At 63.3% G+C, this 17,279-nt stretch carries 23 protein-coding genes; all 23 read left to right on the top strand.

Annotated elements, in window-relative coordinates; translation table 11 throughout:
- Nucleotides 1-46 precede the first annotated feature (46 nt).
- The 23 genes from ACTEK7_RS33280 (at nucleotide 47) to rplF (ending at nucleotide 17,279) form a co-directional block, all read left to right on the top strand.
- Entirely contained in the window at nucleotides 47-2,101 is a 2,055-nt protein-coding gene (locus ACTEK7_RS33280) for an FAD-dependent oxidoreductase (protein WP_225147673.1), read from the top strand.
- A gap of 134 nt (nucleotides 2,102-2,235) precedes the next feature.
- Nucleotides 2,236-4,281, top strand: coding sequence for an ABC transporter ATP-binding protein (locus ACTEK7_RS33275; RefSeq protein WP_225147672.1), 2,046 nt, complete (start codon nucleotides 2,236-2,238; stop codon nucleotides 4,279-4,281).
- Nucleotides 4,282-5,180: 899 nt separating this feature from the next.
- Entirely contained in the window at nucleotides 5,181-5,552 is a 372-nt protein-coding gene (gene rpsL, locus ACTEK7_RS33270; protein WP_007603006.1) for a 30S ribosomal protein S12, read from the top strand.
- A 15-nt stretch (nucleotides 5,553-5,567) separates the two neighbouring features.
- A complete protein-coding gene (gene rpsG / locus ACTEK7_RS33265) occupies nucleotides 5,568-6,038 on the top strand; it encodes a 30S ribosomal protein S7 (RefSeq protein WP_018647239.1) in 471 nt (156 codons plus the stop codon).
- Nucleotides 6,039-6,071: 33 nt separating this feature from the next.
- Nucleotides 6,072-8,144 carry an elongation factor G gene (fusA, locus tag ACTEK7_RS33260; protein WP_225147671.1) on the top strand — a complete coding sequence of 691 codons (2,073 nt, stop codon included), beginning with the start codon at nucleotides 6,072-6,074 and terminating at the stop codon, nucleotides 8,142-8,144.
- A gap of 40 nt (nucleotides 8,145-8,184) precedes the next feature.
- Nucleotides 8,185-9,375: an elongation factor Tu gene (tuf, locus tag ACTEK7_RS33255; RefSeq protein ID WP_025036994.1), complete on the top strand. Its 1,191-nt coding sequence runs from the start codon at nucleotides 8,185-8,187 to the stop codon at nucleotides 9,373-9,375.
- A gap of 81 nt (nucleotides 9,376-9,456) precedes the next feature.
- Entirely contained in the window at nucleotides 9,457-9,765 is a 309-nt protein-coding gene (gene rpsJ / locus ACTEK7_RS33250) for a 30S ribosomal protein S10 (RefSeq protein WP_002712302.1), read from the top strand.
- 52 nt (nucleotides 9,766-9,817) lie between these two features.
- Complete coding sequence (gene rplC / locus ACTEK7_RS33245; protein ID WP_025036993.1) at nucleotides 9,818-10,531, top strand: 50S ribosomal protein L3; 714 nt, start codon at nucleotides 9,818-9,820, stop codon at nucleotides 10,529-10,531.
- Nucleotide 10,532: 1 nt separating this feature from the next.
- Nucleotides 10,533-11,153 carry a 50S ribosomal protein L4 gene (gene rplD, locus ACTEK7_RS33240; RefSeq protein ID WP_018647243.1) on the top strand — a complete coding sequence of 207 codons (621 nt, stop codon included), beginning with the start codon at nucleotides 10,533-10,535 and terminating at the stop codon, nucleotides 11,151-11,153.
- The gene (locus ACTEK7_RS33235) at nucleotides 11,150-11,452 is read left to right on the top strand and encodes a 50S ribosomal protein L23 (protein WP_025036992.1); all 303 of its coding nucleotides are present in this window, start codon (nucleotides 11,150-11,152) and stop codon (nucleotides 11,450-11,452) included. Before rplD ends, ACTEK7_RS33235 begins: the two co-directional genes overlap by 4 nt.
- A gap of 12 nt (nucleotides 11,453-11,464) precedes the next feature.
- The gene (gene rplB, locus ACTEK7_RS33230; protein WP_024342450.1) at nucleotides 11,465-12,298 is read left to right on the top strand and encodes a 50S ribosomal protein L2; all 834 of its coding nucleotides are present in this window, start codon (nucleotides 11,465-11,467) and stop codon (nucleotides 12,296-12,298) included.
- A gap of 12 nt (nucleotides 12,299-12,310) precedes the next feature.
- On the top strand, nucleotides 12,311-12,589 hold the full coding sequence (rpsS, locus tag ACTEK7_RS33225; RefSeq protein ID WP_008136357.1) for a 30S ribosomal protein S19: 279 nt from the start codon (nucleotides 12,311-12,313) through the stop codon (nucleotides 12,587-12,589).
- 10 nt (nucleotides 12,590-12,599) lie between these two features.
- On the top strand, nucleotides 12,600-12,986 hold the full coding sequence (rplV, locus tag ACTEK7_RS33220; protein WP_008549264.1) for a 50S ribosomal protein L22: 387 nt from the start codon (nucleotides 12,600-12,602) through the stop codon (nucleotides 12,984-12,986).
- A gap of 17 nt (nucleotides 12,987-13,003) precedes the next feature.
- Nucleotides 13,004-13,729 (top strand): 30S ribosomal protein S3, encoded by a 726-nt coding sequence (rpsC, locus tag ACTEK7_RS33215; protein ID WP_036011029.1) that lies wholly within the window; start codon nucleotides 13,004-13,006, stop codon nucleotides 13,727-13,729.
- A 30-nt stretch (nucleotides 13,730-13,759) separates the two neighbouring features.
- Nucleotides 13,760-14,173, top strand: coding sequence for a 50S ribosomal protein L16 (rplP, locus tag ACTEK7_RS33210; protein WP_008136349.1), 414 nt, complete (start codon nucleotides 13,760-13,762; stop codon nucleotides 14,171-14,173).
- Between the two features lie 5 nt (nucleotides 14,174-14,178).
- Nucleotides 14,179-14,385 carry a 50S ribosomal protein L29 gene (gene rpmC / locus ACTEK7_RS33205; protein WP_025036989.1) on the top strand — a complete coding sequence of 69 codons (207 nt, stop codon included), beginning with the start codon at nucleotides 14,179-14,181 and terminating at the stop codon, nucleotides 14,383-14,385.
- 13 nt (nucleotides 14,386-14,398) lie between these two features.
- Nucleotides 14,399-14,647 (top strand): 30S ribosomal protein S17, encoded by a 249-nt coding sequence (gene rpsQ / locus ACTEK7_RS33200; RefSeq protein WP_024342452.1) that lies wholly within the window; start codon nucleotides 14,399-14,401, stop codon nucleotides 14,645-14,647.
- 84 nt (nucleotides 14,648-14,731) lie between these two features.
- The gene (rplN, locus tag ACTEK7_RS33195) at nucleotides 14,732-15,100 is read left to right on the top strand and encodes a 50S ribosomal protein L14 (protein WP_007603030.1); all 369 of its coding nucleotides are present in this window, start codon (nucleotides 14,732-14,734) and stop codon (nucleotides 15,098-15,100) included.
- Complete coding sequence (rplX, locus tag ACTEK7_RS33190; RefSeq protein ID WP_011088142.1) at nucleotides 15,100-15,414, top strand: 50S ribosomal protein L24; 315 nt, start codon at nucleotides 15,100-15,102, stop codon at nucleotides 15,412-15,414. Before rplN ends, rplX begins: the two co-directional genes overlap by 1 nt.
- Nucleotides 15,407-15,964 carry a 50S ribosomal protein L5 gene (gene rplE / locus ACTEK7_RS33185; protein ID WP_025036988.1) on the top strand — a complete coding sequence of 186 codons (558 nt, stop codon included), beginning with the start codon at nucleotides 15,407-15,409 and terminating at the stop codon, nucleotides 15,962-15,964. The genes rplX and rplE overlap by 8 nt, the downstream gene beginning before the upstream one ends.
- Before the next feature lie 46 nt (nucleotides 15,965-16,010).
- Nucleotides 16,011-16,316: a 30S ribosomal protein S14 gene (gene rpsN, locus ACTEK7_RS33180; protein WP_028137018.1), complete on the top strand. Its 306-nt coding sequence runs from the start codon at nucleotides 16,011-16,013 to the stop codon at nucleotides 16,314-16,316.
- A 14-nt stretch (nucleotides 16,317-16,330) separates the two neighbouring features.
- Nucleotides 16,331-16,729 (top strand): 30S ribosomal protein S8, encoded by a 399-nt coding sequence (rpsH, locus tag ACTEK7_RS33175; protein ID WP_024342456.1) that lies wholly within the window; start codon nucleotides 16,331-16,333, stop codon nucleotides 16,727-16,729.
- A gap of 16 nt (nucleotides 16,730-16,745) precedes the next feature.
- A complete protein-coding gene (gene rplF, locus ACTEK7_RS33170; protein ID WP_036011036.1) occupies nucleotides 16,746-17,279 on the top strand; it encodes a 50S ribosomal protein L6 in 534 nt (177 codons plus the stop codon).

Raw genomic sequence — 17,279 nt, 5'->3', positions numbered from 1 at the left:
CGGTGGTCCCGCCAAGGGGGCAGGGCCGGAAGACCACGGAACTCTCATGCTTGATCTCGCAATCGTAGGCGGCGGCCCCGGCGGGCTGATGAGCGCCTGGTACCTGAAGCGCAAGCTCGGCGACCTCTGCCGCGTCACCATCTACGAGGCCTCCGACAGGCTCGGCGGCAAGATCGTCACCCGCAAGTTCGATTCGGCGCCCGCGATGTACGAGGCCGGCGTTGCCGAGATCTACGACTACTCCATGACAGGCCCGGATCCTCTGCGCGAGCTGATCCAGCATTTCGGCCTTCAGACCATTCCGATGGATGCCGAGCAGGTGCAGTTCGGCGGTGAGCTGCTCAACGACGTTCCCGGCATGCGCCGCAAATACGGCGCCAGGACTGCCGCCGCGATCGAAGCCTTCCGCAAGCGCTGCGCCGAGGTGATGTCGCCGGTGGAATATTACGAGGGCGTCGGCGCGCACGACAACGAACATCCCTGGGCCTACAAGACTGCCGAGCAGGTGCTCGACGAGGAGGTCGAGGACGTCACCGCAAAGCGCTTCTTCAAGGTGATGGCGCGTTCCGACATCGCGACCGAGAGCCACAACACCAACGGGCTCAACGCGCTCAAGAACTATCTGATGGACGTCGACGGCTATATCGGCCTCTATTCCATCCAGAACGGCAACGAGCAGCTGATCGAATGCCTGCAGTCGGAGGTCAATGCCGACATCCAGCTCAATCACCGCGTGCTCACCGTCGGTAAGGCGCCGACCGGCCGGTATCAGCTCAAGATGATGAACGGCAAGGGGCCGGAGACCCGTGACTTCGATCTCGTGCTGGTCTGCCTGCCGCATTCCTGGCTCGCCACTCTCGGCTGGGAGGGCGAGCAGCTGCGCAGGTCGATGGTCAAGCACGTGGCCTATTTCGACCGTCCCGCGCACTATCTGCGCGTCTCGATCCTGTTCGACGAGCCGTTCTGGGGCGACAAGATTCCGGGTGCCTGGTTCATGTCGGAAGCCTTCGGCGGCTGCTGCGTCTACAACGAGGGCGCACGTCACGACGTCGGCAAGCATGGTGTTCTGAATTGGCTCATTCCCGGCTCCGATGCGCTGGCTTTTGCCAATCTGTCGGACCAGGAGCTGATCGAGGCCGCCCTGAAATCGCTGCCGGCTTCTCTCGGCGATGCGCGTCTGCACTTTATGGAAGGCAAGATCCACCGCTGGCTGTCCTCGGTGAACGCGCTGCCTGGTGGTTTGCCCGCGCGCGACGTCATGACCAATCACCGGCCCGAGCCGAAGGAGCACCCCGGCATCGTGGTGGTCGGCGACTATCTGTTCGATTCGACGCTGAACGGCCTACTGGATTCCTCGGACGCGGCGACCGACATCATCCTGACCGAGATGATGCGGCTGCGCCGCCAGCGCGCGCAGGACGACAAGCCGCTCTCGGACAAGATCGATCGCAAATATTTCGAGAATTATCGCGGTCTCGGCCCCTATCATCAGGCGTGGCGGCACTTCACCGATCCCGACTACCTGACGAAGCTGATCGGCATCGTCTGGGGCAGGGCGGCGGGCGCCAAGCTGCTGGTCGCGGGCTCCGCCAGCGGCGAACTGGTCGGCGCCCTGCGCGATCGCGGCATCGATGCATGGGGAATCGAAAACAACCGCGCGATCCACGCCAGGACGCCGAAAGCGTTGAAGAAGTACAACAAGCTCGGCACGATCACCGACATGCCGTTCAAGGACGGCACGTTCGACTTCGTGTTCGAGACCAGCCTCTGCCACGTTTCCCCGAAGCAAGTGGTCCGCGCGATCCGCGAGCTCAACCGCGTGGTCAAGACCGGCCTCGTGTTCGGCTCCATCACCTCGGACATGGCGCCGGCATTGATCGACCGCTACGACCTCTTGCGCGGAGTCAAGAAGCTCGGCACTTGGTGGGAATGGTCCGAACTGTTCTTCGGCAACGGCTTCGACCTGTCGATGCACCGCAAGGATTGCACCGATGCGCTGTGGGAGGCGACGCTCGCCGCCAACAAGGGGCCGGGGCAGTGGTACGCCGACGCGGACAGCTTGCGCTATTCCTTCTTCGACAAGGTCGAGGACGAGGACTAGCCCGGGGGACGCCAACCGAATTCGCCAATTGTTTTGCCGAATTCATCTTGATCGCATAGAATCGGTGCAATAGCGGTTGCCGCTATTTCCTGCGTTCTCTGCGGTCATGCCGGCCGTCAGCATCGGTTGGTTTCATGGCATCCAAGCCTTTCTTGCCTGGCGACAAGCCTCTATCTCCCGATCAACAGAAGCTCGCCGCGGAGGAGGCGGCCGGGCTCGATGGCAAGCTCGCCGACGCTGCCAAGCCGGATCTCAAGGACGACGAGGACGCCGAAGACGAGGGGGATGACGAGCTGGAGCTCGACGAGGACGATGAGGACGAGGACCTCGTCGTCTTTACCGCGCGCGAAGCCGCCGGGGCCCTTGCGACCATTGTCGGGTTCGTCAAGCCCTATCTCTCCAACTACAAGCGGATGCTGTCATTCGTGGCATTCGGCGTCGTGGTCGAGACGTTGTTCAACGTCATCATGCCGCTCAGCCTCAAGTTCCTGATCGACGATGCGCTCGGCGAGGAGGATTTTCAGGCGCTCTACAAGATCCTCGGCGTGCTCGCCGTCGCCGGCATCTTCACCTCGATCGTTGCGGTCTGGTACGAACGCTGGGACGCGCGACTCGCCGCTTGCGTCATCTCCGATGTTCGCAAACGCCTGTTCGAGCACGTCCAGGACCTGCCCGCCGCCTATTTCGGCCGCACCAGGCGCGGCGAGATCCTATCGCGCTTCTCGGTCGATCTCTCGGCCTTCGAAGGCTCGGTCAAGACGTTCGCCAACAGTGCCGCGCTGCCGTTCCTGGAGCTGATCGCCGGCATCATCCTGATGCTGTTCCTCAACTGGCAGCTCGCCGTCGTCGCGCTGCTGGTGTTCCCGATCACGCTGATCGGCCCGCGGATCCTGACGCCGAAGGCGGTGCAGGCCAATTACGAACAGAAGCTCAATGAATCGGCGTTGCTGGGCCAAGTCCAGGAGAACGTGGCCGCCCAGGCGGTCATCAAGGCGTTCAGCCTGCAACGCAAGATGTTCGGCTTCTTCCGGTTGCGCAACGACGAGACCCGCAACAAGATGGCCTCGGCCACATTCCTCTCGACCATGGTGGAGCGGACCGTCACCATCTCGGTGCTCCTCCTGCACCTTGTGGTGCTCGCGATCGGCGCGTATCTGGCGACCAAGGGCCATATCACCATCGGCACCTTTGTCACCTTCGAGAGCGCGTTCTGGGAGGTCTCCTACAACATCGCCCATGTGATGCATTTCATCCCGGTGTCGATCTCCTCGGCCGCCGCGATCCGCCACATCCAGGAATTGCTCGACGAGCCGACCCGCAGCGCCGATCGGCCGGGCGCGCCCGATCTGCCGCGCATCACCCACGACATTACCTTCGATCACGTCACCTTCCAGTACGAGGGCAGTCAGACGCCGGTGCTGGACAATCTCAGCCTCAAGCTCGATGCCGGCAAGCGCATCGCGATCGTCGGTCCGAGCGGCTCCGGCAAGAGCACGCTGCTCAATTTGATCCTGCGGCTCTACGTGCCCGACGAAGGCCGCGTCACCATCGACGGGGTCGACGTCCGCAAGGTGACGCTGGACTCGCTGCGCCGGAGCATGGCGGTGGTGTTCCAGGAGAACATGCTGTTCAACATGTCGATCCGCGAGAACATCCGGCTCGGCAAGGAGGGCGCAACGGACGAGGAGGTGGAGGAGGCGGCCAAGAAGGCCGAGATCCACCGCTACATCATGAGCCTGCCGCAGCGCTACGACACGCCGGTCGGCGAGCGCGGCGACACATTGTCGGGCGGCCAGCGCCAGCGCATCGCGATCGCGCGCGCGATCATCCGCAACCCCTCCGTGCTGCTGCTGGACGAAGCCACCTCGGCGCTGGACCAGACCACCGAGGCCGCGATCAACCGCACGCTGCTCAGGGTCGCCAAGGGCCGCACCATGATCTGGTCGACCCACCGCCTGACCTCGGTGGTCGAGATGGACGAGATCATCGTGATTTCAGGGGGCAGGGCGATCGAGCGCGGTTCCCATGCCGAGTTGCTCGCCAAGAATGGCACCTATCGCAAGCTGTGGAACGACCAGATCCACCAGCCCCGTGGCGCGGCAGCTCACGCCGACGCCGACCGCAATGATGACGACGAGGACGAAGACCTCGATGACGATGAGGACGACGAGGAGGAGTAACCGCGGGCGGTGAGCTTCGAGCGGCCGCGTCTGATCGTCTCGTCTCACAGGCAACGCGCGGTTCAGCGTCGACTCGTCGATTCTCTGATGCAAGGCGTTCGGCCGCCGCGCGCCGCGTTTTTTCGCACGCATGGTTTGGGGCAAGAGCCATTCGCGGATCGACCAGTCCGGGCTGAAGCCGCGTCACACCGGGCATCGCGGCGGGCCGGGAAAAGCTGGTAGACCGGCCACCAGCCCGCAAACTGAGCGCTAGCAGGAGAAAAACCCCCTCAGCTTGGTAATAAAACTACATTAAGCCCGGGTAAAATTGTTCTCAGATCTGGCAGTCAGTCGCCTCGGTCCTATATCAGGCAGGCGCGGGGGAGGCGGCGAAGAGGCGATTTTTTGCAGGCGCATGAAGCGCTTTGTGACTGTCGTTTCACCTTGACTTGACCGATTCCCACTTATAGAAAGCGCCTCACTTAACGACAGGCGGTGAGCATCGCCAGCGTCGGAACGGGCCACCCGTTGATCCCCAAAGACTAGATCTGCCAGGGGTCGCAAAGACGGGCACCAACCTCGACGAATGCCGCTCAAACGCTGTCGATCATAGCTAGGCAATGCCAGTGCGACTTTAGTTCTCTCGAGCACGTTCTCTTGAGATCGAATTCGGATGCATGACCTCAGTGCGCGGGCCGCGGCGTTACGCTGAACGGCTTCGAGACTGCGGTCCTCTGTGGCGTCGAAGCGCTTTCCGCTCGTTGATGGAGCGGTTGGCGCAATTTCGCTTTGCGCGGGTCTTTCGCGCCAGGCGGCCCGTTCGGGCGGGTAGCTCGAGCAGAATTTGCGGACCCGGTGACGGGCCGCGGCAAGACAGCGGACCCGAGAGGGGCCGCGGCAGAAAAAGGGTGAAGGCCAGTATGCCGACGATCAACCAGCTGATCGCTCAACCGCGGGAAGTGCAGAAGTCGCGCAAGAAGGTGCCGGCGCTGCAGCAGTCGCCGCAGAAGCGTGGTGTTTGCACGCGCGTCTACACCACGACCCCGAAGAAGCCGAACTCGGCGCTTCGTAAGGTTGCCAAGGTGCGCCTGACCAACGGCTTCGAGGTGATCGGCTACATCCCTGGCGAGGGCCATAACCTCCAGGAGCACTCGGTGGTCATGATCCGCGGCGGCCGCGTCAAGGACTTGCCGGGCGTGCGCTATCACATCCTCCGCGGCGTTCTGGACACCCAGGGCGTCAAGAACCGTAAGCAGCGTCGTTCGAAGTACGGCGCCAAGCGTCCGAAGTAAGCGGGAACCAAGCCTATGTCTCGTCGCCACTCTGCGGAAAAGCGCGAAGTTCTTCCGGATCCGAAGTTCGGGAACATCATCGTCACGAAGTTCATGAACTCGGTGATGTACGCCGGCAAGAAGTCGGTTGCGGAAGGCATCGTCTATGGTGCGTTCGGCATCATCGAATCCAAGACCAAGCAGAACCCGCTCGGCGTGTTCGAGCAGGCGCTCGAGAACGTCATGCCGACCATCGAGGTCCGCTCCCGCCGCGTCGGCGGCGCGACCTACCAGGTTCCGGTCGAGGTCCGCTCGACCCGCCGGCAGGCGCTCGGCATTCGCTGGCTGATCGCGGCTGCGCGCGAGCGCAACGAGAAGACCATGACCGAGCGGCTCTCGGCGGAGCTCTTGGACGCATCGAACAACCGGGGGAACGCCGTCAAGAAGCGCGAAGACGTGCACCGCATGGCGGAAGCCAACCGCGCCTTCTCGCACTACCGCTGGTAACGGCGACACACTCGGACTCGCAAGGAACGACCCATGCCCCGCCAACATGCCATCGAGGACTACCGTAACTTCGGTATCATGGCGCATATCGACGCCGGCAAGACCACGACGACCGAGCGCATCCTCTATTACACCGGCAAGAGCCACAAGATCGGCGAAGTGCACGAAGGTGCCGCGACGATGGACTGGATGGAGCAGGAGCAGGAGCGTGGCATCACGATCACCTCGGCTGCGACCACCGCGTTCTGGAACGGCAAGCGCCTGAACATCATCGACACGCCCGGTCACGTCGACTTCACCATCGAAGTCGAGCGTTCGCTCCGCGTGCTCGACGGCGCCGTCTGCGTGCTCGACTCCAACCAGGGCGTCGAGCCTCAGACCGAGACCGTCTGGCGCCAGGGCGACAAGTACAAGGTTCCGCGCATCGTCTTCGCCAACAAGATGGACAAGATCGGTGCCGACTTCTTCAAGTGTCTGGCGGACATTGTCGACCGTCTGGGCGCCAAGCCCGTCGCGATCCAGCTTCCGATCGGTGCCGAGAACAACTTCAAGGGTCTTGTCGACCTCGTGAAGATGAAGGGCGTCGTCTGGAACGACGAGTCGCTCGGTGCCAAGTTCGATTATGTCGATATTCCGGAAGACCTTGCCGACCAGGCCAAGGAATACCGCGAGAAGATGGTGGAAGCCGCCGTCGAGCTCGACGACGATGCCATGGCCGCCTATCTCGATGGCAAGGAGCCGGACGAGGCGACCCTGAAGCGCCTGATCCGCAAGGCGGTGCTGACCGGCGCGTTTTATCCCGTGCTGTGCGGCTCGGCCTTCAAGAACAAGGGCGTGCAGCCGCTGCTCGACGCCGTGGTCGACTATCTGCCGTCGCCGCTCGACGTGCCCGCGATCAAGGGCACCGACGACAAGGGCAACGAGGTCGTGCGCAAGGCGGACGACAAGGAGCCGCTGGCGCTGCTCGCGTTCAAGATCATGGACGACCCGTTCGTCGGCACCATCACCTTCTGCCGCATCTATTCCGGCATCCTGCAGAGCGGCACCGGCGTCGTGAACTCGACCCGCGAGAAGAAGGAGCGGATCGGGCGCATGCTGTTGATGCATGCGAACAACCGCGAGGACATCAAGGAAGCCTATGCCGGCGACATCGTCGCGCTGGCCGGTCTGAAGGAAGCGCGCACCGGTGACACGCTGTGCGATCCCGACAAGCAGGTGATCCTGGAGAAGATGGAGTTTCCCGAGCCGGTCATCGAGATCGCGATCGAGCCGAAGTCCAAGGCCGACCAGGAGAAGCTGGGCGTGGCGCTGGCCAAGCTCGCCGCGGAGGATCCGTCCTTCCGCGTGTCGACCGACCACGAGTCCGGCCAGACCATCCTCAAGGGCATGGGCGAACTCCACCTCGACATCAAGGTCGACATCCTCAAGCGCACCTACAAGGTCGACGCCAACATCGGCGCGCCGCAGGTGGCGTTCCGTGAGCGCATCACCAAGCGGGTGGAGCACAGCTACACCCACAAGAAGCAGACCGGCGGTACCGGCCAGTTCGCGGCCGTGTCGTTCATCGTCGAGCCGAACGAGCCCGGCAAGGGCTTCGAGTTCGAATCGAAGATCGTCGGTGGCGCGGTGCCGAAGGAATACATCCCGGGCGTCGAGAAGGGCCTGGAGAGCGTGCTGTCGTCCGGCGTGGTCGCGGGCTTCCCCGTGGTCGACGTCAAGGTGCAGCTGGTCGACGGCAAGTATCACGACGTCGACTCGTCGGCGCTCGCCTTCGAAATCGCCTCGCGCGCCTGCTTCCGCGAAGCGCTGCAGATGGGCAAGTCGGTCCTGCTCGAGCCGATCATGAAGGTCGAGGTGGTGACCCCGGAAGACTACACCGGCTCGGTCATCGGCGACCTGAATTCCCGGCGCGGTCAGATCCAGGGGCAGGACATGCGCGGCAACGCCAACGTCATCAACGCGATGGTGCCGCTCATGAACATGTTCGGTTACGTGAACAATCTGCGCTCGATGAGCCAGGGTCGCGCGACCTTCACCATGCAGTTCGATCACTACGCAGAAGCGCCGGCCAACGTGTCGGCAGAAGTCCAGAAGAAGTTTGCCTGATTGTCGTCGGTTGAAAGCTGACGATTGAACGGAGAGTCAAATGGCCAAAGCAAAGTTTGAACGTACCAAGCCGCACTGCAACATCGGCACCATCGGTCACGTCGACCATGGCAAGACGTCGCTGACCGCGGCGATCACCAAGGTTCTCGCCGAAGCCGGCGGTGCGACGTTCACCGCGTACGACCAGATCGACAAGGCGCCGGAAGAGAAGGCCCGCGGCATCACCATCTCGACCGCGCACGTCGAGTACGAGACGCCGAACCGCCACTACGCCCACGTCGACTGCCCCGGCCACGCCGACTACGTCAAGAACATGATCACCGGCGCTGCCCAGATGGACGGCGCGATCCTGGTTGTGTCGGCCGCTGACGGCCCGATGCCGCAGACCCGCGAGCACATCCTGCTCGCCCGCCAGGTCGGTGTGCCCGCGCTCGTCGTGTTCCTCAACAAGTGCGACATGGTCGACGATCCGGAGCTGCTCGAGCTCGTCGAGCTCGAAGTCCGCGAGCTGCTTTCCAAGTACGAATTCCCCGGCGACAAGATTCCGATCATCAAGGGTTCGGCGCTCGCCGCTCTCGAAGACTCCGACAAGAAGCTCGGCCACGACGCCATCCTCGAGCTGATGAAGAACGTCGACGAGTACATCCCGCAGCCGGAGCGTCCGATCGACCAGCCGTTCCTGATGCCGGTTGAAGACGTGTTCTCGATCTCGGGCCGCGGCACCGTCGTGACCGGCCGTGTCGAGCGCGGCGTCGTCAAGGTCGGCGAGGAAATCGAGATCGTCGGTCTCCGCGCCACCCAGAAGACCACCGTCACCGGCGTCGAAATGTTCCGCAAGCTGCTCGATCAGGGCCAGGCCGGCGACAACATCGGCGCGCTGCTCCGCGGCACCAAGCGCGAGGACGTCGAGCGCGGCCAGGTTCTGGCCAAGCCCGGTTCGGTCAAGCCGCACACCAAGTTCAAGGCTGAGGCCTACATCCTCACCAAGGAAGAGGGCGGTCGCCACACCCCGTTCTTCACCAACTACCGTCCGCAGTTCTACTTCCGCACCACCGACGTGACCGGTGTCGTGCACCTGCCGGAAGGCACCGAGATGGTAATGCCGGGCGACAACATCGCGATGGAAGTGCACCTGATCGTGCCGATCGCGATGGAAGAGAAGCTCCGCTTCGCGATCCGCGAAGGCGGCCGCACCGTCGGCGCCGGCGTCGTCGCCTCGATCATCGAGTAACAACGCGAATAGGGAATGGCGAGTGGCGAATAGTTTCTATTCGCTATTCGCTACTCGCCACTCACTAAGAAAGATTCGGCAATGAACGGCCAAAACATTCGTATCCGTCTCAAGGCGTTCGACCATCGTATCCTCGATACGTCGACCCGTGAGATCGTGAACACGGCGAAGCGCACCGGCGCGCAGGTCCGCGGACCCATTCCGCTGCCCACCCGCATCGAGAAGTTCACCGTCAACCGTTCGCCCCACGTCGACAAGAAGAGCCGCGAACAGTTCGAGATGCGCACTCACAAGCGCCTGCTCGACATCGTCGATCCGACCCCGCAAACCGTCGATGCTTTGATGAAGCTCGACCTGGCCGCCGGTGTCGACGTCGAGATCAAGCTCTAAGATTTTGGATCCCGTTCGCCAAAAGCGGACAAAGAGAACAGGAAGCAAGCCGATGCGCTCCGGAGTGATCGCACAAAAGGTCGGGATGACGCGGGTCTTCACGGAGGCCGGCGAACATATCCCCGTGACCGTGCTGAAGCTCGGCAATTGCCAGGTCGTAGGCCACCGCACCGAAGAGAAGAACGGTTACGTCGCGCTCCAGCTCGGTTCGGGCAGCCGCAAGACCGTTTACATGCCGAAGGCCGAGCGCGGCCAGTTCGCGGTCGCCAAGGTCGAGCCGAAGCGCCGGGTCGAGGAATTCCGCGTCACCGCGGACGCCATGATCCCGGTCGGCGCCGAGATCCAGGCCGACCACTTCGTCGTCGGCCAGTTCGTCGACGTCACCGGCACTTCGGTCGGTAAGGGCTTCGCCGGGGGCATGAAGCGCTGGAACTTCGGCGGTCTGCGCGCCACGCACGGTGTGTCGATCTCGCACCGCTCGATCGGTTCGACCGGTGGCCGTCAGGACCCCGGCAAGACCTGGAAGAACAAGAAGATGCCCGGCCACATGGGTGTCGATCGCATCACCACGCTCAACCTTCGCGTCGTCCAGACCGATGTCGAGCGCGGCCTGATCCTCGTCGAAGGCGCCGTTCCCGGCTCCAAGGGCGGCTGGATCCGCGTGCGCGACGCCGTCAAAAAGCCGCTGCCGAAGGAAGCCCCGAAGCCCGGCAAGTTTAAGGTTGCTGGCGACGCGGAAGCCGCTCCGGCTGCGCAGGAGGCGTGAGATGGAATTGAAGGTCACCACCCTCGAAGGTAAGGAAGCCGGCTCCGTCCAGCTGTCCGACGCCATTTTCGGCCTCGAGCCGCGCGAGGACATCATCGCGCGCTGCGTGCAGTGGCAGCTCAACAAGCGCCAGGCCGGCACGCACAAGGCCAAGGGCCGCGCCGAGATCTGGCGCACCGGCAAGAAGATGTACAAGCAGAAGGGCACCGGCGGTGCTCGTCACGGCTCGGCCCGCGTGCCGCAGTTCCGCGGCGGCGGTCGTGCCTTCGGTCCGGTGGTGCGTTCGCACGCCACCGACCTGCCGAAGAAGGTCCGTGCGCTCGCTCTGAAGCATGCGCTCTCGGCCAAGGCCAAGGACGGCGATCTCGTCGTGATCGAGAAGGCCGCGCTGGAAGCCGCCAAGACCAAGGCGCTGCTCGGCCACTTCTCGGGCCTCGGCCTCACCAACGCGCTGATCATCGACGGTGCCGAGCTCAACAACGGCTTCGCCGCTGCGGCTCGCAACATCCCGAACATGGACGTGCTGCCGATCCAGGGCATCAACGTCTATGACATCCTGCGCCGTCAGAAGCTCGTTCTGACCAAGGCCGCCATCGATGCGCTGGAGGCGCGCTTCAAATGAGCAAGAACATCGAGCCTCGCCACTACGACGTGATCCTGTCGCCGGTCGTGACCGAAAAGGCGACGATCGCCTCGGAGCACAACAAGGTGCTGTTCAAGGTGGCCGCCAAGGCGACCAAGCCGCAAATCAAGGAAGCGATCGAGAAGCTGTTCGACGTCAAGGTCAAGAGCGTCAACACGCTGGTCCGCAAGGGCAAGGTCAAGGCCTTCCGCGGCACCATCGGCTCGCAGTCGAACAGCAAACGCGCGATCGTGACCCTCGAAGAGGGTCACCGGATCGACGTCACCACCGGTCTGTAAGGTCGTACGACGATGGCACTGAAGACATTCAATCCCACGACGCCGGGCCAGCGCCAGCTGGTCATGGTCGATCGTTCGGCCCTCTACAAGGGCAAGCCGGTCAAGGCGCTCACCGAAGGCAAGAAGTCCTCGGGCGGCCGCAACAACACCGGCCGCATCACCGTGCGCTTCCGCGGCGGTGGTCACAAGCAGACGCTGCGTACCGTCGACTTCAAGCGTGAGAAGATCGACGTGCCCGCGACCGTCGAGCGTCTCGAGTATGATCCCAATCGCACCGGTTTCATCGCCCTGATCAAGTATCAGGACGGCGAGCAGGCCTACATCCTGGCGCCGCAGCGCCTGGCGGTGGGTGACACGATCATCGCCGGCAATTACGTCGACGTGAAGCCGGGCAACGTCATGCCGCTCGGCAACATGCCGGTCGGCACGATCATCCACAACATCGAAGTCAAGATCGGCAAGGGCGGCCAGCTGGCGCGTTCCGCCGGCACCTACGCCCAGCTCGTCGGCCGCGACCAGGACTACGTCATCATCCGCCTGAATTCGGGCGAGCAGCGCCTGGTGCACGGTCGTTGCCGCGGCACGATCGGCGCGGTGTCAAACCCGGATCACATGAACACCTCGATCGGCAAGGCCGGTCGCAAGCGTTGGATGGGCCGCAGGCCGCACAACCGCGGTGTCGCGATGAACCCGATCGACCATCCGCACGGCGGTGGTGAAGGTCGTACCTCGGGCGGCCGCCACCCGGTCACCCCGTGGGGCAAGCCGACCAAGGGCAAGAAGACTCGCACCAACAAGTCGACCAACAAATTCATTCTCCTAAGCCGCCACAAGCGGAAGAAGTAAGGAACGCCGGACATGGTTCGTTCAGTCTGGAAAGGCCCGTTCGTCGAGGGTTCTCTGCTCAAGAAGGCAGATGCCGCGCGCGCGTCCGGCCGTCACGACGTCATCAAGATCTGGAGCCGTCGCTCGACGATCCTGCCGCAATTCGTCGGCCTGACCTTCGGCGTCTACAACGGTCAGAAGCACGTGCCGGTGGCCGTGAACGAGGAAATGGTCGGTCACAAGTTCGGCGAGTTCTCGCCGACCCGGACCTTCCATGGCCACTCCGGCGACAAGAAAGCCAAGAAGGCTTGAGGATTAAACGATGAGCAAACCTAAGCGCGAACGGAGCCTCGCCGACAACGAGGCCAAGGCGGTCGCCCGGATGCTGCGGGTGAGCCCGCAGAAGCTCAACCTGGTCGCCCAGCTCATTCGCGGCCGGAAGGCGTCTGCCGCGCTCGCCGACCTGCAGTTTTCGCGCAAGCGGATCGCGGTCGACGTGAAGAAGTGCCTGGAATCGGCGATCGCCAACGCCGAGAACAACCACGACCTCGACGTCGACGATCTCGTCGTGGCGCAGGCCTTCGTCGGCAATGGCCTCGTGATGAAGCGCTTCGCCGCCCGCGGCCGCGGCCGCTCGGGCCGTGTCTACAAACCGTTTTCGCAGCTGACGATCATCGTTCGTCAGGTCGAAGCTGAAGCCGCCGCTTAAGGGCGCAGGAGAACACGATGGGTCAAAAGATCAATCCGATCGGTCTGCGTCTCGGCATCAACCGGACCTGGGATTCCCGCTGGTTCGCCGGCAAGCAGGAATACGGCAAGCTGCTGCACGAGGACGTCAAGATCCGCGAGATCCTGCACAAGGAGCTCAAGCAGGCGGCCGTCGCCCGCATCGTGATCGAGCGTCCGCACAAGAAGTGCCGCGTCACCATCCACTCGGCCCGTCCGGGCGTGGTGATCGGCAAGAAGGGCGCCGACATCGACAAGCTGCGCAAGAGGGTCGCGGACATCACCTCGTCCGACGTCGTCATCAACATCGTCGAGATCCGCAAGCCGGAGCTCGATGCGACGCTGGTGGCCGAATCGATCGCGCAGCAGCTCGAGCGCCGCGTGGCGTTCCGCCGTGCCATGAAGCGCGCCGTGCAGTCGGCAATGCGTCTCGGCGCGGAGGGCATCCGCATCAACTGCTCGGGACGTCTGGGCGGTGCGGAAATCGCGCGCATGGAGTGGTACCGCGAAGGCCGCGTGCCGCTGCACACGCTGCGTGCCGACATCGACTACGGCGTTGCGACCGCGTTCACGACCTTCGGCACCTGCGGCGTCAAGGTCTGGATCTTCAAGGGCGAGATCCTCGAGCACGATCCGATGGCCCAGGACAAGAGAATGGCCGAAGGCGAGACCGGCGGCAGTGGCGATCGCGGTGGCCGTCAGCGCCGCGAGACGGCCGCTGCCTAAGGCCAGACAGGAATTTGAGGGCTTAAAGCCATGATGCAACCTAAGAAAACGAAGTTCCGGAAGGCGCATAAGGGCCGCATCCACGGCGTTGCGTCTTCGGGCGCGACGTTGGCGTTCGGCCAGTTCGGCCTGAAGGCGACCGAGCCTGAGCGCGTCACCGCGCGCCAGATCGAAGCCGCCCGCCGCGCGCTGACCCGCCACATGAAGCGCGCTGGCCGCGTCTGGATCCGCGTGTTCCCCGACGTTCCGGTGTCGAAGAAGCCGGCCGAAGTCCGCATGGGCTCCGGCAAGGGTTCGCCGGAATTGTGGGTCGCGCGCGTCAAGCCGGGCCGGGTGCTGTTCGAGATCGACGGCGTCAACACCCAGACGGCGCGTGAGGCGCTGACCCTGGCGGCCGCCAAGCTGCCGATCAAGACGCGCTTCGTCGAGCGCATTGCGGAGTAATGGCCATGGCACAGATGAAGATCGAAGACATCCGCGCGATGAGCCCCGACCAGCAGGATGAGGCCATCCTGAACCTGAAGAAGGAGCGCTTCAACCTGCGCTTCCAGCGCGCCACCGGGCAGCTCGAGAACACCTCGCGCCTGCGCGAGGCCCGCCGCGACATCGCCCGGATCAAGACCATCGCCGCGCAGACGCGCGCGAAGAAGAAGTAAGAGGCTTACGAAGATGCCGAAACGTACTTTGCAGGGCGTGGTCGTCAGCGACAAGCAAGCCAAGACCATCGTGGTGCGCGTCGACCGCCGCTTCACGCACCCGATCTACAAGAAGACGATCCGCCGTTCGAAGAACTACCACGCGCACGACGAGAGCAACCAGTTCAAGCCGGGCGACATGGTGTGGATCGAGGAAACGAAGCCGATTTCGAAGTTGAAGCGCTGGGTCGTGATCCGGGGCGAACACAAGAAAAGCGCCTGATCTGTTGGCTTTAGCCGACTGACTTCAGGGAAATGTTGAGCGCCGGCTGGGCTGGCGCAAAGAGAAAGAGGACGAGGTGCATCAATGATTCAGATGCAGACCAACCTCGACGTGGCCGACAATTCTGGCGCACGCCGTGTCATGTGTATCAAGGTGCTCGGAGGCTCCAAGCGCCGCTACGCCACGATCGGCGACATCATCGTCGTGTCGATCAAGGAAGCCATTCCGCGTGGCAAGGTGAAGAAGGGCGACGTGATGAAGGCCGTCGTGGTGCGCGTCCGCAAGGACATCCGCCGCGCCGACGGCTCGGTCATCCGTTTCGACCGCAACGCCGCCGTGCTGATCAACAACCAGTCCGAGCCGGTCGGCACCCGTATCTTCGGGCCCGTGCCGCGCGAGCTGCGCGCCAAGAACCACATGAAGATCATCTCGCTCGCGCCGGAGGTGCTGTGATGGCTGCGAAGATCCGCAAGGGCGACAAGGTCGTCGTGCTGACCGGCCGCGACAAGGGCCGCACCGGCGAAGTGTTCGAGGTTCGCCCCGACGCCGGCACCGCGCTGGTGCGCGGCATCAACATGGTCAAGCGTCACCAGAAGCAGACGCAGGCCCAGGAGGGCGGCATCATCTCGAAAGAGGCGCCGATCCAACTGTCCAACATCGCGTATGTCGGCAAGGACGGAAAGCCGACCCGCGTCGGATTCAAGATTCTGGCGGACGGCAAGAAGGTCCGCATCGCCAAGAGCTCGGGAGCTGAGATCGATGGCTGAGGCCGCTTACACGCCGCGCCTGCGCGCGGAATATGACGCGAAGATCCGCACGGCTCTGACCGAGAAGTTCGGTTACGAGAACGTCATGCAGGTTCCGCGCCTGGACAAGGTTGTGCTGAACATGGGCGTTGGCGATTCCGTCAACGACCGCAAGAAGGCCGAGACCGCCGCTGCCGAATTGACCCAGATCGCCGGCCAGAAGGCGATCGTCACCTATTCGCGCATCGCGATCGCGACCTTCAAGCTGCGTGAGAACCAGCCGATCGGCTGCAAGGTTACGCTGCGCAAGGCCCGCATGTACGAGTTCATCGATCGCCTGGTGAACGTCGCGCTGCCGCGCGTGCGCGACTTCCGCGGCCTGAACCCGAAGAGCTTCGACGGCCGCGGCAACTACTCGCTCGGCATCAAGGAGCACATCATTTTCCCCGAGATCGACTTCGACAAGGTCACGGAAGCCCGCGGTATGGACATCACCGTCTGCACCACGGCCAAGACCGACGAAGAGGCGAGGGCCTTGTTGACCGCTTTCAATTTCCCGTTCCGGCAGTGAGACGCTGACTTAGAGCCTCTCAAACGCGGATACCCAGGAGCCAAGCATGGCAAAGAAGAGTTCAGTCGAGAAGAACAACCGGCGCAAGCGGATGGTGAAGAACGCCGCCGCCAAGCGCGAGCGGTTGAAGGCGATCATCGCCGACAAGACGCTGCCGATGGAGGAGCGGTTCGCCGCGACCCTGAAGCTGGCGGAAATGCCGCGCAACTCGTCGGCGACCCGCATCCGCCTGCGTTGCGAGTTGTCGGGCCGTCCGCGCTCGAACTATCGCAAGAACAAGCTGTCCCGTATCGCGCTGCGCGAACTTGGCTCCAAGGGCATGGTCCCGGGCCTCGTGAAGTCCAGCTGGTAAGGAGGGTCGTTTAGATGTCTACGCACGATCCAATCAGCGATCTGATCACCCGTATCCGCAACGCGCAGATGCGTTCGAAGACCAAGGTTTCCACGCCTGGCTCGAAGATGCGCGAGAACGTGCTCGAGGTTCTGAAGGCTGAGGGCTACATCCGCGGTTACGCCACGCTCGAGCACTCCTCGGGCCGCAGCGAGATCGAGATCGAGCTGAAGTATTTCGACGGCGAGCCCGTCATTCGCGAGATTGAGCGCGTTTCCAAGCCCGGGCGCAGAGTCTACGCCTCGGTGAAGAACCTGCCGCGGGTGAACAACGGTCTCGGCATTTCGGTGTTGTCGACGCCGAAGGGGATCATGGCCGACCACAGCGCGCGCGACGCGAATGTGGGCGGTGAAGTCCTCTTCACGGTGTTCTGAGAAGGATTTTTCATCCATGTCACGAGTTGGCAAAAGGCCTGTGGCGGTTCCGTCGGGTGTGACCGCGACCGTCGATGGGCAGACCGTCAAGATGAAGGGGCCGAAGGGCCAGCTTCAGTTCGTCGTCCACGACGACGTCGAGGTGAAGCTCGAGAACGGCCAGGTCAAGGTCAAGCCGCGGACCGAGACCAACCGCGCGCGGGCCCTCTACGGCACCGCTCGCGCCCAGGTCGCGAATCTGGTCGAAGGCGTCACCAAGGGTTTCGAGAAGAAGCTCGAGATCACCGGCGTCGGCTATCGCGCCGCGATGCAGGGCAAGAACCTGCAGCTCGCGCTCGGCTACAGCCATGACGTGATCTACCCGATCCCCGAGGGGATCACGATCACCGTGCCGAAGCCGACCGAGATCACGGTGGCGGGCAGCGACGTCCAGCGCGTCGGCCAGGTCGCCGCCGAGATCCGCTCCTATCGTCCGCCGGAGCCCTACAAGGGCAAGGGCGTGAAGTATGTGGGCGAATTCATCTTCCGCAAGGAAGGCAAGAAGAAGTAA

The organism is Bradyrhizobium sp. JHI2711 (assembly GCF_056156565.1).
This window is presented reverse-complemented; position numbering and strand designations above follow the sequence as displayed.

Excerpts from the sequence above, each read along its gene's own strand:
- ACTEK7_RS33280 (WP_225147673.1), top strand. The coding sequence starts at position 47 with ATGCTTGATCTCGCAATCGTAGGCGGCGGCCCCGGCGGGCTGATGAGC.
- ACTEK7_RS33275 (WP_225147672.1), top strand. The coding sequence starts at position 2,236 with ATGGCATCCAAGCCTTTCTTGCCTGGCGACAAGCCTCTATCTCCCGAT.
- rpsL (WP_007603006.1), top strand. The coding sequence starts at position 5,181 with ATGCCGACGATCAACCAGCTGATCGCTCAACCGCGGGAAGTGCAGAAG.
- rpsG (WP_018647239.1), top strand. The coding sequence starts at position 5,568 with ATGTCTCGTCGCCACTCTGCGGAAAAGCGCGAAGTTCTTCCGGATCCG.
- fusA (WP_225147671.1), top strand. The coding sequence starts at position 6,072 with ATGCCCCGCCAACATGCCATCGAGGACTACCGTAACTTCGGTATCATG.
- tuf (WP_025036994.1), top strand. The coding sequence starts at position 8,185 with ATGGCCAAAGCAAAGTTTGAACGTACCAAGCCGCACTGCAACATCGGC.
- rpsJ (WP_002712302.1), top strand. The coding sequence starts at position 9,457 with ATGAACGGCCAAAACATTCGTATCCGTCTCAAGGCGTTCGACCATCGT.
- rplC (WP_025036993.1), top strand. The coding sequence starts at position 9,818 with ATGCGCTCCGGAGTGATCGCACAAAAGGTCGGGATGACGCGGGTCTTC.
- rplD (WP_018647243.1), top strand. The coding sequence starts at position 10,533 with ATGGAATTGAAGGTCACCACCCTCGAAGGTAAGGAAGCCGGCTCCGTC.
- ACTEK7_RS33235 (WP_025036992.1), top strand. The coding sequence starts at position 11,150 with ATGAGCAAGAACATCGAGCCTCGCCACTACGACGTGATCCTGTCGCCG.
- rplB (WP_024342450.1), top strand. The coding sequence starts at position 11,465 with ATGGCACTGAAGACATTCAATCCCACGACGCCGGGCCAGCGCCAGCTG.
- rpsS (WP_008136357.1), top strand. The coding sequence starts at position 12,311 with ATGGTTCGTTCAGTCTGGAAAGGCCCGTTCGTCGAGGGTTCTCTGCTC.
- rplV (WP_008549264.1), top strand. The coding sequence starts at position 12,600 with ATGAGCAAACCTAAGCGCGAACGGAGCCTCGCCGACAACGAGGCCAAG.
- rpsC (WP_036011029.1), top strand. The coding sequence starts at position 13,004 with ATGGGTCAAAAGATCAATCCGATCGGTCTGCGTCTCGGCATCAACCGG.
- rplP (WP_008136349.1), top strand. The coding sequence starts at position 13,760 with ATGATGCAACCTAAGAAAACGAAGTTCCGGAAGGCGCATAAGGGCCGC.
- rpmC (WP_025036989.1), top strand. The coding sequence starts at position 14,179 with ATGGCACAGATGAAGATCGAAGACATCCGCGCGATGAGCCCCGACCAG.
- rpsQ (WP_024342452.1), top strand. The coding sequence starts at position 14,399 with ATGCCGAAACGTACTTTGCAGGGCGTGGTCGTCAGCGACAAGCAAGCC.
- rplN (WP_007603030.1), top strand. The coding sequence starts at position 14,732 with ATGATTCAGATGCAGACCAACCTCGACGTGGCCGACAATTCTGGCGCA.
- rplX (WP_011088142.1), top strand. The coding sequence starts at position 15,100 with ATGGCTGCGAAGATCCGCAAGGGCGACAAGGTCGTCGTGCTGACCGGC.
- rplE (WP_025036988.1), top strand. The coding sequence starts at position 15,407 with ATGGCTGAGGCCGCTTACACGCCGCGCCTGCGCGCGGAATATGACGCG.
- rpsN (WP_028137018.1), top strand. The coding sequence starts at position 16,011 with ATGGCAAAGAAGAGTTCAGTCGAGAAGAACAACCGGCGCAAGCGGATG.
- rpsH (WP_024342456.1), top strand. The coding sequence starts at position 16,331 with ATGTCTACGCACGATCCAATCAGCGATCTGATCACCCGTATCCGCAAC.
- rplF (WP_036011036.1), top strand. The coding sequence starts at position 16,746 with ATGTCACGAGTTGGCAAAAGGCCTGTGGCGGTTCCGTCGGGTGTGACC.